Annotated in this window: 11 protein-coding genes; 5 read left to right on the top strand and 6 right to left on the bottom strand. The window is 61.5% G+C overall.

Features of this window, described 5'->3' with window-relative positions; translation table 11 throughout:
* Window positions 1-146: 146 nt before the first annotated feature.
* From ALTERO38_RS20480 to ALTERO38_RS20465, 4 genes are all read right to left on the bottom strand, one after another.
* Window positions 147-1,244: a polyamine ABC transporter substrate-binding protein gene (locus ALTERO38_RS20480; RefSeq protein WP_102836446.1), complete on the bottom strand. Its 1,098-nt coding sequence runs from the start codon at window positions 1,242-1,244 to the stop codon at window positions 147-149.
* A 205-nt stretch (window positions 1,245-1,449) separates the two neighbouring features.
* Window positions 1,450-2,808, bottom strand: coding sequence for an aspartate aminotransferase family protein (locus ALTERO38_RS20475; RefSeq protein ID WP_159969524.1), 1,359 nt, complete (start codon window positions 2,806-2,808; stop codon window positions 1,450-1,452).
* 68 nt (window positions 2,809-2,876) lie between these two features.
* The gene (locus tag ALTERO38_RS20470; RefSeq protein WP_102836444.1) at window positions 2,877-4,235 is read right to left on the bottom strand and encodes a glutamine synthetase family protein; all 1,359 of its coding nucleotides are present in this window, start codon (window positions 4,233-4,235) and stop codon (window positions 2,877-2,879) included.
* 45 nt (window positions 4,236-4,280) lie between these two features.
* Window positions 4,281-5,027, bottom strand: coding sequence for a gamma-glutamyl-gamma-aminobutyrate hydrolase family protein (locus ALTERO38_RS20465; protein ID WP_159969523.1), 747 nt, complete (start codon window positions 5,025-5,027; stop codon window positions 4,281-4,283).
* A gap of 251 nt (window positions 5,028-5,278) precedes the next feature.
* On the opposite strand from ALTERO38_RS20465, the gene ALTERO38_RS20460 reads away from it, so the two are divergent.
* The 4 genes from ALTERO38_RS20460 to aguA all read left to right on the top strand — a co-directional run bounded on the left by ALTERO38_RS20460 (window position 5,279) and on the right by aguA (window position 9,729).
* Window positions 5,279-6,655, top strand: a complete 1,377-nt coding sequence (locus ALTERO38_RS20460; RefSeq protein WP_102836442.1) for a glutamine synthetase family protein — start codon at window positions 5,279-5,281, stop codon at window positions 6,653-6,655.
* 148 nt (window positions 6,656-6,803) lie between these two features.
* Window positions 6,804-7,460 (top strand): TetR/AcrR family transcriptional regulator, encoded by a 657-nt coding sequence (locus ALTERO38_RS20455; RefSeq protein WP_159969522.1) that lies wholly within the window; start codon window positions 6,804-6,806, stop codon window positions 7,458-7,460.
* Window positions 7,461-7,595: 135 nt separating this feature from the next.
* Window positions 7,596-8,474, top strand: a complete 879-nt coding sequence (gene aguB, locus ALTERO38_RS20450; protein ID WP_159969521.1) for an N-carbamoylputrescine amidase — start codon at window positions 7,596-7,598, stop codon at window positions 8,472-8,474.
* A 139-nt stretch (window positions 8,475-8,613) separates the two neighbouring features.
* Entirely contained in the window at window positions 8,614-9,729 is a 1,116-nt protein-coding gene (gene aguA / locus ALTERO38_RS20445; RefSeq protein ID WP_159969520.1) for an agmatine deiminase, read from the top strand.
* A 64-nt stretch (window positions 9,730-9,793) separates the two neighbouring features.
* On the opposite strand, the gene ALTERO38_RS20440 is transcribed toward aguA, so the two are convergent.
* Both ALTERO38_RS20440 and desA read right to left on the bottom strand, forming a co-directional pair.
* Window positions 9,794-10,792, bottom strand: coding sequence for a sensor domain-containing diguanylate cyclase (locus ALTERO38_RS20440; RefSeq protein ID WP_159969519.1), 999 nt, complete (start codon window positions 10,790-10,792; stop codon window positions 9,794-9,796).
* Window positions 10,793-10,933: 141 nt separating this feature from the next.
* Window positions 10,934-12,124, bottom strand: coding sequence for a delta-9 fatty acid desaturase DesA (gene desA / locus ALTERO38_RS20435; protein ID WP_159969518.1), 1,191 nt, complete (start codon window positions 12,122-12,124; stop codon window positions 10,934-10,936).
* Window positions 12,125-12,393: 269 nt separating this feature from the next.
* On the opposite strand from desA, the gene ALTERO38_RS20430 reads away from it, so the two are divergent.
* On the top strand, window positions 12,394-15,348 hold the full coding sequence (locus ALTERO38_RS20430) for a PAS domain S-box protein (protein WP_159969517.1): 2,955 nt from the start codon (window positions 12,394-12,396) through the stop codon (window positions 15,346-15,348).
* Window positions 15,349-15,406 lie beyond the last annotated feature (58 nt).

Genomic DNA, 15,406 nt, shown 5'->3' with positions numbered 1-15,406 from the left:
GCACGGCGTAACAGACGAGACGGTCACGCCCGTAGGAGGCACCGCAGCCGGATCGCAAGCCAGCGTTGCGGGTCGGTACTTCGCCGCCTGAAAGGGTTGGTGAAGCCTCGCGCAGGCCCGCGAACAGGCCTGGCGAGACGGGTGGATCAACGGCCGGATTTGATCTTGGTCCAGCTGCGAGTCATGGTGCGCTGAGTCTTCGGATCGAGGTCCGGGAAGGTGTAGAGCTTCTGCAGAACGGCCTGGCTCGGGTAGACGCCCGGGTCGGTACGAATCGCTTCATCCACCAGCGGCGTGGCGGCAGCGTTGCCATTGGGGAATTGCACATAGTTGGTGATGTTGGCCATTACCTCAGGCTTCATCAGGTAGTTGAGGAAGACATGAGCCTCGTCGACATTGTTCGCATCAGCCGGGATCGCCAGCATGTCGAAGAAGGTGCCTGCGCCTTCCTTGGGAATGTTGTACTTGACCGTGACCTCGTTGCCGGCTTCTTCGGCACGCGCCTTGGCCTGGTAGATGTCACCGGAGTAGCCGATGGCAACGCAGACGTTACCGTTGGCCAGATCGGAGATGTACTTCGAGGAATGGAAATAGGCCACGCTCGGACGGATCTGCATGAACAGCTCTTCAGCCTTCTTCAGCTCGTCCTTGTTAGTGGTGTCAGGCTTGTAGCCCAGGTAGTGCAGTGCAGCCGGAAGGATTTCGGTGGGCGAATCGAGGAAGGAAACGCCACAGGATTTCAGCTTTTCCATGTTTTCCGGCTTGAACACCAGGTCCCAGGAATCGACCGGAGCGTCTTCGCCCAGAGCAGCCTTGACCTTCTCAGGGTTGTAGCCGATGCCGATGGTGCCCCACATGTACGGCACCGCGTACAGGTTGTCCGGGTCGCTCGGCTGGAGCGCTTTTAGCAGATCCTTGTCGAGGTTTTCCCAGTTTGGCAGCTTGCTCTTGTCGAGCTTCTGGAACACCCCGGCTTTGATCTGCTTCGCCAGGAAGGGGTTGGACGGTACGACTACGTCATAGCCGGAGCTGCCGGCGAGAAGTTTGGCTTCCAGCACCTCATTGCTGTCGAATACGTCGTAGACGACTTTGATGCCGGTTTCCTTGGTGAAATTCTCCAAGGTGTCTTCGGCGATGTAGTCGGACCAGTTGTAGACGTGTAGTACCTTGTCTTCGGCCTGCGCAGCGCCGGCGACCGCGCCAGCCAGCGTCATCGCAAGTAGGGTCTTGGCAAAGGTTTTCATCCGTGCAGCTCCTGTTGTAGTCATCTGTTGGGCTGTGGGCAGCTCATGGTGTGCCGGCATCGACACACCCTCGGTAAGTCAGGCCAAAGCACGCGCGCAGTCTGGCAAGGTCGCTGGCTGTTTTTCAACAGCTTGCATACGTTCCGCGCGGACGCGTTTCAAGTCGCTATCCGGCGCCGGAAGCATCCTGCCGGCGCCAGTTCACTCAACCCCGTGCATCCTTCAACGTCGCGTCCAGGCACAACCGGACTTTGCTGATCAGCTCGTCGATCTGCTCCTCGTTGATCACCAGCGGTGGCGAAATGATCATGGTGTCTCCCACGGCGCGCATCACCAGACCGTTACGGAAGCAGTGCTCACGACAGAGCATGCCCACGCCAGGGTCAGCGAAACGCTCGCGGGTCTTCTTGTTTTTCACCAGCTCCAGCGCGCCAAGCATGCCGACGCCTCGGGCCTCACCCACCAGCGGATGCTCGACCAGCTCACGCCAACGAGTTTGCAAATAGGGTGCCGTCTTGCTTTTCACCCGCTCGACGATCTTTTCCTCGCGCAGGATGCGGATGTTTTCCAGCGCCACCGCGGCCGCTACCGGATGCCCGGAATAGGTGAAGCCGTGATAGAACTCGCCACCCTCGTTGAGGGTGTGCACCACTTCGTCGCGCACCACCACGCCGCCCATGGGCAAATAGCCAGACGTCAGGCCCTTGGCAATGGGCATCAGGTCCGGCGCATTGCCGTAGTAGTCGCTCCCGAACCATTCGCCGGTCCGGCCGAAGCCGCAGATGACTTCGTCAGCAATGAACAGGATGTCGTAGCGGGCGAGGATTTCACGGATCTTCGGCCAATAGCTGTCCGGCGGAATGATCACGCCGCCGGCACCCTGGATCGGTTCGGCGATAAAAGCGGCGACTTTGTCTTCGCCGACTTCCAGAATCTTTTGCTCAAGCTGCTGCGCCACGCGAACGCCGAATTCGTCCGGATCGAGGTCACCGCCCTCACCGAACCAGTAGGGCTGATCAATGTGCTCGATGCCCGGAATCGGGCCGTCGCCCTGCTCGTGCATGGCCTTCATGCCGCCCAGGCTGGCGCCGGCGATGGTTGAGCCGTGGTAGCCGTTCCAGCGACCAATCACCACTTTCTTCTGCGGCTGCCCTTTGATCGCCCAATAGTGACGGACCATGCGCAGCACGGTGTCGTTAGCTTCCGAGCCGGAGCCGGTGAAGAACACATGGTTCATGCCTTCCGGCGCGATCTCGGCGATGGCCTTGGCCAGTGCCAGCGCCGGCGGGTGGGCGGTCTGGAAAAACAGGTTGTAATAAGGGAGCTCGCGCATCTGCCGAGTCGCTGCCTCGACCAGCTCTTCGCGGCCATAGCCGAGGTTGACGCACCAGAGCCCGGCCATCGCATCAAGGATCTTGTGGCCTTCGCTGTCCCAGAGGTAGACGCCCTCGCCCCGCGTGATGATGCGCGTGCCCTTGGCGTTGAGCGCCTTGAAGTCGGTGAACGGCGGCAGGTGATGGTCGCGGCTCAGGGCTTGCCATTGCAGGGTTTGCGAATCGCTCATCAATCACCTCTTGGTAGTGTTTGTTTGGTCACGGATGAAAGAAAATTCATCCACCCCACGGCTGTTCGTTACACCGAGAGCATCAGGAATTCCCGCTCCCAGGAACTGATGACCCGATGGTAGTTCTCCTGTTCGGCGCGCTTGACTGCGATGTAGCCGGTGATGAACTTGGGGCTCAGGTACTTCTCCAGCGGTCGGCAGGTCTCCATGCGCTCCAGTGCCGCTTCCAGGGTGAGCGGCAGGCGTAGGTTACGACGCTCATAGCCGCGGCCCTTGACTGGCTGACTCGGCGGCAACTCCTCGACCATGCCGATGTAGCCGCACAGCAGGCTGGCGGCGATGGCGAGATAAGGGTTGGCATCGGCGCCCGGCAGACGGTTCTCGACGCGGCGGTTCTGCGGATCGGAGTCTGGAACCCGCAAGCCAACAGTACGATTTTCCTCGCCCCATTCGACGTTCACCGGTGCCGAGGTGTCCGGCAGGAAGCGGCGGAACGAGTTGACGTTTGGCGCGAACAGCGGCAACAGCTCGGGGATGTATTTCTGCAGGCCACCGACGTGGTGCAGGAACAGCTGGCTCATGGTGCCGTCGCTGTTGGAAAAGATGTTGCGCCCGGTTTCCAGATCCACAACGCTCTGGTGCAGATGCATCGCGCTGCCCGGCTCGCCGGTCATGGGCTTGGCCATGAAGGTGGCCGCGACGTTGTGCTTGAGCGCCGCCTCGCGCATGGTGCGCTTGAACACCAGAATCTGGTCGGCCAGGTGCAGCGCCTCGCCGTGACGGAAGTTGATTTCCATCTGCGCGGTGCCTTCTTCGTGGATCAGCGTATCCAAATCCAGCCCCTGGGCCTCGCACCAGTCGTACATGTCTTCGAACAGCGGGTCGAACTCATTGGCGGCGTCGATGGAAAACGACTGCCGGCCCGTCTCCTGCCGGCCCGAGCGCCCGATCGGCGGCTGGAACGGCAGGTCCGGATCCTCGCAGCGCTTGGTCAGGTAGAACTCCATCTCCGGCGCGACGATGGGCTGCCAGCCCTTGTCCGCGTACATCTTCAACACGCGCTTGAGGATGTTGCGCGGCGAGATCTCGATGGGATTGCCCATCTTGTCGTAGGTGTCGTGGATGACCTGCGCAGTCGGCTCGATGGCCCAGGGCACCAGAAACACCGCGTCTGGGTCGGGCCGGCAGAACATGTCGATGTCGGCGGGATCGAGCAGCTCGTAATAGATATCGTCCTCGACGTAGTCACCGGTCACGGTCTGCAGCAGCACGCTCTCCGGCAGGCGCATGCCCTTTTCATCAAGGAACTTGTTGGTGGGCGAGATCTTGCCGCGGGCAATGCCGGTCAGGTCGCTGATCAGGCACTCCACCTCGGTAATCTTGCGTTCTTTCAGCCAGCCGGTGAGCTGGTCGAGCTTGCTGGACATATCGACCTCAGAAATTAATGAAACGAGCGCCGTGCCGGCCCGCGCTCAGCGCCGTCCTGCGCGTTCCTGGCAAGCCCGGGCAAAGCCCTGGAACAACGCCAGGTAATAAGGATGCTCATGCACCTTCCATTCCGGATGCCACTGCACGCCGAGTGCGAAGCTGCGCGCGCCTTCGACGGAAAACGCTTCGATCAGCCCATCGGGTGCCAAGGCCTCGATACGCAAACCCTCGCCGAGCCGCTCGACACCTTGGCCATGCACCGAGTTGACCTCTATCTGCGCTGGCAATCCGAGACGCTGCAGCAAACCACCCGGTTGCACGTGCAACGGATGGCTTAGACCATACTGCACCTCAACGGGATCCTCGGCACGCTCGCGGTGATCGGCATAGGGCCCCACCTCGTGGACTTTCTGGTGCAAGCTGCCGCCGAAGGCGACGTTCATTTCCTGAAACCCGCGGCATACGCCGAACACCGGAACACCCGCATCAACCGCCGCACGGATCAGCGGCAGCGTCAGTTGATCACGTGAAGGATCATGATCGGTGCCCTCGGCACTGGCCGGGCCGCCATAATGGTGCGGCTCGACGTTGGATGGCGAGCCGGTAAACAGCAGGCCGTCTAAGCTATCTAACAGGGCGGCAGAGTCGATCAGATCGCCAATCGCCGGGATGACCAACGGCATGCCGGCTACAGCCGCCGCGCGCAGGTACTTATCACCGGCTATGTGGAAACTGTGGTGGCCGATCTGCCTGGTACAGGCGGAAACGCCGATCAATGGCACGCGAGGCATGGGATACTCGTCTTTCCAGATAGGGCTCGTCGGAGAGTAGTCTTGTTCGTTTTTATAGACAATAGCCGAGGGTTTCCGCTTCGCAAAGCCATGTCAGCGTTTCGGGATTGCCTCCCTGATTGCCCCGAAAACGCCCACAGTGGGCGTTGACGAGGCATTTCGAGGCGCTATTGACAGCGACAGGGCTTTTCGATTGACTCCAAGACAAGCTGTTTGATGATTGAAATTTTTAACAATTAAGGTGCTTCATCATGCTTCCGCCGCCGCGTGCCGTTCAGCTCAACGAAGCGAACGCATTTCTAAAGGAACACCCGGAGGTCCAGTACGTCGACCTGCTGATTGCAGACATGAACGGTGTCGTCCGGGGCAAGCGCATCGAGCGCGCCAGCCTGCACAAGGTGTATGAAAAAGGCATCAACCTCCCGGCCTCGCTGTTCGCCCTCGACATCAATGGGATCACTGTGGAGAGCTCCGGACTGGGGATGGACATCGGTGACTCCGACCGGACCTGTTTCCCCATTCCCAACACGCTCAGCAACGAGCCATGGCAGAAACGCCCCACTGCCCAGCTGTTGATGACCATGCACGAGCGTGACGGCTCGCCATTCTTCGCCGATCCGCGGGAAGTGCTGCGCCAGGTAGTGAGCAAGTTCGATGAGCTGGGCCTGACCATCTGCGCCGCGTTCGAGCTGGAGTTCTACCTGATCGACCAGGAAAACGTGAACGGCCGTCCGCAGCCACCGCGCTCGCCCATTTCCGGCAAGCGCCCGCACTCCACCCAGGTCTATCTGATCGATGACCTGGACGAGTACGTCGACTGCCTGCAGGACGTTCTCGAAGGTGCGAAGGAGCAGGGCATTCCCGCCGATGCCATCGTCAAGGAAAGCGCCCCGGCGCAGTTCGAGGTCAACCTCCATCACGTCGCCGATCCGATCAAGGCCTGCGATTACGCGGTGTTGCTCAAGCGGCTGATCAAGAACATCGCTTACGACCATGAGATGGACACCACCTTCATGGCCAAGCCCTACCCGGGCCAGGCCGGCAACGGTCTGCACGTGCATATCTCGCTGCTGGACAAGAACGGCAACAATATTTTCGCCACCGGCAATCCGCTGGAAAGCGAAACGCTGCGCCATGCCATTGGTGGCATCCAGCAGACCATGGCTGCGTCCATGGCCTTCCTCTGCCCGAACGTAAACTCCTATCGCCGCTTCGGCGCGCAGTTCTACGTGCCGAACGCGCCCTGCTGGGGCCTGGACAACCGCACCGTGGCGCTGCGCGTACCAACTGACAGCCCCGACGCCGTGCGCATCGAGCACCGCGTTGCCGGCGCAGACGCCAACCCCTATCTGCTGCTGGCCAGCGTGCTGGCCGGCATTCACCACGGCCTGACCAACAAGATCGCGCCCGATGAACCGATTGAGGGCAATTCCTACGAGCAGGTCGAGCCAAGCCTGCCCTCCAACCTGCGCGATGCGCTGCGCGAGCTGGACGACAGCGAGATCATGGCGCGCTACATCAGCCCGCAGTACACCGACATCTTCGTGGCCTGCAAGGAGAGCGAGCTGGAGGAGTTCGAACACTCGATCTCCGACCTCGAGTACAACTGGTACCTGCACACCGTCTGACGCCCGGCCCCGTACCGCTGGGTACGGGGCCGCCTGGTTGTCTCCTGGCTCGTTCGCAGCGGCCGTGTGAGCCCCTGCAGCGGCGTAGCCGGTATGAGCCGAGATGCCAGCGGTTGCATCTGTCGGCAGCCTGGCATCCAATACGGCCATGAGCACAGCCGAACCAACCCCGCGTACGTCTTCCCACCGCAAGCCTCGCGCCAGCAGCCAGGCGCGGATTGCGCAGATTCTTGCCGCCGCTCGAGAGCTGCTCGTTGATTCCGGCGTGGGTGGGCTGTCGATCTACAGCGTGGCTGAGCGCGCGGCGATTCCACCCTCCTCGGTCTACCACTTCTTTGCCAGCGTGCCAGCCCTGCTCGAGGCGCTCACCGCTGATATCCACGCAGCCTTCCGGGCCAGCCTGCAGGAGCCGGTTGAGCACGACGCTCTCAATAGCTGGCACGATCTCTCGCGACTGATCGAGCAACGTATGCTCGCCATCTATCAGAGCGATGCCGCGGCTCGCCAGCTGATCCTGGCACAGCACGGTCTGGCGGAAGTCACCCAGGCTGACCGCCAGCACGACATCGAACTCGCCGGGTTGATGCAGGTCCTCTTTGAACGGCATTTCCAGCTACCGGCGCTGCCCAGCGAGGTGGACGTGTTCGCCTTGGCGATGGAGCTTGGCGATCGTGTCTATGCGCGCTCGGTGCACCTGCATGGCGGCATCACGCCACGTATGGCAGAGGAAGGCATGCGGGTATTCGACGCTTACCTGGGGCTGTACCTGCCGCCGTTCCTCCCAAAGCGAGCCGCACCTAATTAGCCGATATTTATCTGAATAATACGTGCCAGCACCCTAGCGAGCCGATAGAAAGCGCTTTTGTTCCGGATAATTATCGAATAGATTTAGCCATGCCCGAACTGGGCTGCCCTTACGCCAGCATCCGCGAGGTTTCTCATGTCCCGTACCGTCACCGTTGCCGCCACCCAGATGGCCTGTTCCTGGGATCGCGAAGCAAATATCGCCAATGCCGAGAAGCTGGTCCGCGAGGCTGCAGCCAAGGGCGCGCAGGTCATCCTGATTCAGGAGCTGTTCGAGACGCCGTATTTCTGCCAGAAGCCGAACCCTGAATACCTGCAGCTGGCCACTTCCGTGGAAGACAACCCGGCCGTTCAGCATTTCCAGAAGGTCGCCGCTGAGCTGCAAGTGGTACTGCCGGTAAGCTTCTTCGAACTCTCTGGGCGAGCACGCTTCAACTCGATCGCCATCATCGATGCCGATGGCAAGGTGCTGGGCGTCTATCGCAAGAGCCATATCCCGGACGGCCCCGGTTACCACGAGAAGTATTACTTCAACCCGGGCGATACCGGTTTCAAGGTCTGGAACACCCGTTACGCCAAGATTGGCGTGGCCATCTGCTGGGACCAGTGGTTCCCTGAAACTGCGCGCAGCATGGCGCTGATGGGTGCCGAGCTGCTGTTCTACCCGACGGCGATTGGCAGCGAGCCGCATGATTCGAGCATCACCTCGCGCGACCATTGGCAGCGCGTGCAGCAGGGCCATGCCGGCGCCAACCTGATGCCGCTGATCGCCAGCAACCGCATCGGCCGCGAAGAGCAGGACGGCTACGACATTACCTTCTACGGCTCATCCTTCATTGCTGACCATTTCGGTGCCAAGGTCGAGGAGCTGGACGAAACCAGCGAAGGCGTGCTGGTGCACCAGTTCGATCTGGACAAGCTCGAGCACATCCGCAGCGCCTGGGGCGTGTTCCGTGATCGCCGTCCGAACCTGTATAGCCCGATCAAGACGCTGGACGGTTCCCTGGAGTCCTGAGTCTGGCCTTTGATCGGCAAAGCTTTCAGTCGCACCTCGCGTTGCGGCTGAACGCCGTCCGCCATGGTCAGATATATCGCCGCTAATGAACGGCCGTTTGCATCCGGCCACGATAGATTGCCGTCCCCCAGGTAGACCGATGACCACTCTGACCACGACACCGCGCGCCGACGATTTCCACATGCCCGCCGAGTGGGCGCCGCACAATCAGACCTGGATGGTCTGGCCACAGCGCCCGGACAACTGGCGCGAGCAGGCCACGCAAGCGCAGGCGGCCTTTACCACGGTCGCCAAAGCCATTGCGCGCTTCGAGCCGGTCACCGTGTGCGCGACAGCCGAGCAGTTCCTTACCGCCCGCGCGCAACTGGACGACCCACGCATCCGGGTGGTGGAGATGAGCACCGACGACGCCTGGGTGCGCGACACCGGGCCGACCTTCCTGATCAATGGCAAGGGCGGCCTACGCGGCGTCGACTGGACCTTCAACGCATGGGGCGGCCTCGACGGGGGGCTGTACAGCGAATGGCAACGCGACGACGAGGTGGCGCAGAAGATCCTCGAACTCGAACGCTGTGACCGCTACCGCACCGAAGGTTTCGTACTGGAAGGCGGCTCGATTCACGTCGACGGCGAAGGCACGCTGATTACCACTGAAGAATGCCTGCTCAATCGCAACCGCAACCCGCACCTGTCACGCGAAGACATCGAAGCCGTGCTGGCCGACTACCTGGCTATCGACAAGGTCATCTGGTTGCCGCACGGCCTGTTCAACGATGAAACCGACGGACACGTGGACAACTTCTGCTGCTTCGTTCGCCCAGGTGAAGTGCTACTCGCCTGGACCGACGACCGCGACAATCCCAATTACGAACGCTGTCAGGCCGCCATGCAGGTGCTGGAGACAGCAACCGACGCCTGGGACCGTCGGCTGATCGTGCACAAGATGCCGATTCCGGGGCCGCTGCATGCAAGCGAAGAGGAATGCGCTGGCGTGGTCCCGCTGGTTGGCAGTCAACCGCGCGATCCATCGATTCGCCTGGCCGGCAGCTATGTGAACTTCCTGATCGTCAACGGCGGCATCATCGCGCCCTCCTTTGATGATCCGCTGGACGCCGAAGCCGAGGCCATCCTCGCCAGGCTGTTCCCGCAGCATCAGGTCGTCATGGTGCCGGGTCGTGAAATCCTGCTCGGCGGTGGCAACATCCACTGCATCACCCAGCAACAGCCGATCGCGACCTTGACGCACAAAGGTTGAGTCCGCGAATCAAAAAAACCGCTGCTAGCCCAGGCTACGCAGCGGTCTTCTGCATTACATCGCTTCAGGCGACGATCACCTGGTTCTTACCCAGACGTTTGGCGGTGTACATGGCCGCATCGGCGCGAGCAAACAGGGCGCTGAGGTCAGGATCGCTGGCTCTCAGGTAGGTCACGCCCAGGCTGATGGTGACGCCGAAGCGCTGCCCGTCGGGACTGGTGAACACCAGCCGCTGGATTTCACGCTGCAAGCGTTCGGCGATCTGCTCGGCAAGGTCCGGCTGGCAACCTGGAAGCAGCAAGGCAAACTCCTCACCACCGATCCGGCCGAACAGATCACCGCGGCGCAATACCGACGAGCCGCACTGGGCCACGCGCTGCAGCACCTGATCGCCCATCTGATGACCGTGGGTGTCGTTGATGCGCTTGAAGTCATCGATGTCCAGCAGCTGGAACGCCAGGGACGTGGCGTATAGCCGGGCCAGATCGAACTCGCGCTGAGCGCATTCGAAGAAGTAACGCCGGTTGCTGCTCTGGGTCAGGACGTCAATCGTGGCCAAGCGCTGCAGCTCGCCTTCAAGCTGCTTCTTTTCGGTGATGTCCTCGGCGATCCCGACGATGATCGGCCCGTGCGTGCTGTCCGCGTTACGCGCAATGAAGCACTTATCACTGAGCCAGCGCAGCTGCCCATCGGTGCGAATGATGCGGTACTCACGCTCTTCGACTGCGCCCTTGTCGAGCACATCGAGCATGCTCTGCTGGGCGTACTCCAGATCGTCCGGGTAGATGCTGTTGCGCCACTCGCCGAAGTCAGACAGCAGCAAGGCGGCCGAGCGGCCAAAGATCTGCTCATAGGCCGGGCTGACGTAGATCATCTGCTGGGCTTGCCAGTCGAATGCCCAGAGCACCGCGTTGACAGCCCCCATCAGGGTGCTGAACAACTGCTCGCGCTCGCTCAGGCGCTCGACTTCGGCACGCGCGTGCATCAACGCTAAAAGGGTTTGCGCCTCGGTCGGCGGAAGGATCCCGACACCCGTGTCGCTTCGCTGCTTCACCAGATTCATACCTGCTTCCAAAAAATGGCGTCAGGCACCGGCGGAGACCCGCTGGGTAACTGTCGCAATAGCACCAGAATGCAGTTCAGAGAGTGGCAAGAAGGCAAAGTTCCGGCCGGCGCGCCAGCCATAGGTCGCGCCGATCAGAGGTCAGGCTTGGGCGACAGCCGGTCTCAGCGAATAGGTCTTGAGGTGCTCGGCGAATTCACGCAACGACTGAATACCGCTGGCCTCGGCGTCTTGGACCCACTGCTTGATCGCGGCCAGCATGTCGTGGCCGTTGGCACTGGTGCGGCTCCAGATCTGTTGCAGGGCCAGGCGCTGCTCGTAGATCACCCGCAACGACTGGCTCTGCTCCAGGATTACCTCGATATGCGCCTGCTGGTCGTGCTGCAGCAGGCTCGGCTCACGCGACAGCAACCGCTTGGCACGGCGGAACTGATGCCGCATGGAGGCATCGGCACGCTGCAATTCGAGCTGAACCAGCGGCTTGATCACCAGTTTGCGGTACTGCGCCATGATCTGGAAACGGTTGTTGAGAATGGCCATGGCGCTGTCCATGTCCAGCTGATGCTTGGGCGTGACGCGGTGGGCAATGGGTGCCGTGCGGTTGACCTTGGCCAGGCCGAGCAGACTGAACAGCTTGATCCACGCCCAGCCCATGTCGAACTCCCACTTGCGCACCGAGAGCTTGGCCGAGTTCGGGTAGGTGTGATGGTTGTTGTGCAGCTCCTCGCCACCGATGAGGATGCCCCAGGGCACCAGATTGGTCGCGGCATCGCGGCATTCGAAATTGCGATAGCCCACCGCATGCCCCAACCCGTTCACCACACCCGCAGCCCACAGCGGAATCCAGATCATCTGCACAGCCCAGACCGTCAGGCCGATCACGCCGAACAGCGCCAGGTCGAGGCCGAGCATCAGCACGATGCCGAGGTTGGGAAAGCGGGAATACAGGTTGCGCTCGATCCAATCGTCCGGGCAGTTCTTCCCGTAGATCCGCAGGGTCTCCTCGTTCTTCGCCTCTTCCATGTACAGCTCGGCGCCGCTACGCAATACGGTGCCCAGCCCCTTCTGCACCGGGCTGTGCGGATCATCCGGGGTTTCACATTTGGCGTGATGCTTGCGATGGATGGCAGTCCATTCGCGGGTATTCATCGCCGTGGTCAGCCACAACCAGAAGCGGAAAAAATGCTTGAGCCCCGCATTCAACTCAAGTGAGCGGTGAGCGGAGTAACGATGCAGATAAACGGTGACCGCAACGATGGTGACATGGGTAAGAATGAGAGTGGTCGCAACGACCTGCCAGGCGGAAAGGTTGAGAAAACCGGTGTACCACATAGTGTCGCTGCCTCGCGGTGTAGAAAGCCGATCCGCAAACACGGACCTGACTCATTATCCACGCTGCCTGCCTGGATAAGCCGCCGCCTGTCGTTCAGCGTTTCTTTTTCGTTTCAGGGTCTGACAGAAACAGCCCACGCGGCCGATACAGCAAAGCAACGGACGGCGCTTTCGCGATAGCATATAGCCATCACTCTTTTTCGTCCGGTCGGACGTCTGCCCCACGCGAAGCCGCGCGAGGCGCGCCGGTCTTTGCCCAGAACAGAGCCATGAGCACTCACCCCCATTCCTCCAGCCCTCGATGGCTACTTGGCGTCGGCAGCCTGCTGTTGGCCCTGCTCTTCGGCGGTTTGGCCTTCAATGATTTTCAGGCCCGAGGCACACTCTGGTCGTTACAAACGGCGCAACAGGGCGAGCTGCAGGCATTGGCGTTGCGTAGCGCCCAGCAGGGCCTGGAAAAACAGGCCCGGTTGATTGCCCGAACGCTCAGTGCCAGCCCCGAAACCTTGCGTCTGGTGCGCCAGGCAGACCGGGCCATCAAGGCGGGTGCCCAGTGGCACGGCCCGCGCATGGCGCGCATACGCCAGCAACTGACCCAGTCGCTGATGCCAACCTGGACGGCGATGCAGGCCCATGGTGCCCGTCAGTTGCAGCTCTACTGGGGCGAGGCTGGGATCGCCCTGTTGCGCATGCAGGACCTGGACGCCTTTGGCGACGCGGTGGCCGACCGCAGACCATTGCTCTACAAGGCCCTGTCCCAAGGACAGACCGTCTCTGGCCTGGACATCGGCCAACACAGCGCAGGCAACCGGGCGATCGTACCGATACGCGCCAGCAGCAGCCCTGAAAGCGAAGTGATCGGCGCTCTGGAGGTGGGGTTCGAGATTCTTCCGGATCTGCCCGAACTGGGCGATCAGTTGAATGCCGGTCTCGGTCTGCTGGTCAACCGTGCCGAACTGGAGGAAATGCTCTGGGCGCGCCCGGTGGGCATCCAGCTCGAGGGCCTAAGCGGTTGGTTACTCGATACCCACTCGGCACCCCAGATCCTGCAATGGGCAGAGCAGCAGTCGCTCCCGGCACCCGAAGCGGGGCAGGCCCTGCGCATGCTTGAATCAAACGGCCGCAGCTTTTTGCTCAACCAGATTCCGCTGCATGACGTCCGGGCTGAATACAGTCCCGGTCGCTTGCCCATGGCGGTTGCGCTGGTCTGGCGCGACATCACCCTGGCACTTCGTGAGCAGCAACAGGCTGAACGCCGTCTGCTCTTGAAATGGGGCCTGGCGTGGCTCATCGCCGAAGCATTGCTGCTCATGCTGGGGTTCATGCTGCACCGCCGCGGCATCGTGCAACGTCTTCACCAGATCCGTTCCACACAGCAGGAGCGCGCCCGCCGTCGCCTGCTCGAACGCGGCCAGAAAATCACCAGCCTGCTGCCGGGCATGGTCTACCAGCTGAAGCGCTCCGGCGACGGCAGCTACAGCTTCCTTTATGCCAGCGAAGGTGCACGCGAACTGTACGGGATCAGCCCGGAACAGCTGGTCGAAAACGCAGACATTGCCTTTGCCGCCGTGTATGACCCTGACCGCCCCAACCTCAGAGCCGCGATCGAACGCTCGGTAGTCACTTTGGGCAGTGGTGCTACGCGCTACCGCATCAAAAATCCAAACAAGGGACTGATCTGGGTTGAAGTGCGCGCAAACGCCGAGCGCCTTCGCGACGGGTCCGTCCTCTGGCATGGATTCATCGCTGACATCACCCCACTGATGAGCGCGACGCTCGCCTTGCGTGAGAGCGAAAGCCGCTTCCGCAGCATGGTCAGCAACCTGCCGGGCGTGGTCTACCGCCGCGGCGTCGATACCGAACGGACCCTCAGTTACCTGAGCGACGGCATCGAACGCCTGACCGGTTACCCCGCCAGCGACTTCGTAGCGCCAGGCACACGCCAGTACAGCAGCGTTATTCACCCTGAAGACCGCACGAGTCTAGAGGACGATGGCGCGGACCCGTTCGAGCGCACCTACCGACTGATCAACGCCCGCGGTGAAACGCTCTGGGTGCAAGAGAACCGACGCGCGCTGCGCGACGCCGATGGCCGGGTGCAGTGGTACGACGGCTTCATCGGCGACGTCACCGCCCGCGCATTGGCCGAGCGCGAAGCCCATGAGCGCGAGAGCTACGTGCGCCTGCTGATCGCCAATGTCATCGACGCCATCATCATCATCAACCAGCGCGGCTTGATCGAGACCTTCAACCACGCCGCGGAACGCACCTTCGGCTACAGCGAAGAGGAAGTGCTTGGGCGCAACCTGTCGCTTCTCATGCCCGAGCCCCATCGCGCTGCCCATGACGGGTATCTAGAAGACTACGAAAGACGCGGGGAAGGTCGCAGCCTGGAGCAGAACCGCGAATTGCAGGCGGTTCGCCGCAACGGCGAACTGTTCACCATCGAGCTGCGCGTTTCGGAAATCAGTCACCGCGGTGAACGTAAGTTCATAGGGCTGGTGCGCGACATCACCGAGCGCAAGCGCGTCGATCGAATGAAGAGCGAGTTCGTCTCCATCGTCAGTCATGAACTGCGCACGCCGCTGACTTCGATTTCCGGGGCACTGGGCCTGATCCTTGGCGGCGCCGTTGGCGAGGCTCCGCCGGCCATGAGGCAAATGCTCGGCATCGCGCAACAGAACAGCCAGCGCCTCGGATTACTCATCGGCGATCTGCTGGATATGGAAAAGCTGATTGCCGGGCAGATGAGTTTCCAGCTGCAGCCGCAGCCTCTCGCGCCGATTCTGGAGGATGCATTGCACTCGAATCAGGCCTATGCCGAACAGCTCGGGGTACGTATCGAGCTGGGCGAGAAAGCCGCGGCAACCGTTAGCGTGGACGCGCACCGTCTGCAGCAGGTGCTGGCAAACCTGCTGTCCAACGCGGCGAAATTCTCCCCACCGGGAGCAGTCGTAACCTTAAGCAGCCAGCGCCATGGTGATCAGATCCGCGTAATCGTTGACGACGCCGGCCCCGGCGTTCCCCTCAGCTTCCGCCAGCGGATTTTTCAGAAGTTTTCCCAAGCGGACTCGTCTGATACCCGCCAAAAGGGCGGTACAGGCCTTGGCCTGGCCATCAGCAAGGAGCTGATCGAGCACATGAACGGGAGCATCGGTTTCGACTCGGAGCGGGAAAAGGGCGCACGCTTCTGGTTCGAACTGCCAATGCAGGAAGCTGGTTAAGCGACTATTTTTCTAGTGTGCCGCGTCAGCCGATGAGCAAGCTGGCAAACTGTTCATT

This window comes from Pseudomonas sp. 9Ag (assembly GCF_902506445.1).
GTDB lineage: Bacteria > Pseudomonadota > Gammaproteobacteria > Pseudomonadales > Pseudomonadaceae > Stutzerimonas > Stutzerimonas stutzeri_AB.
This window is presented reverse-complemented; position numbering and strand designations above follow the sequence as displayed.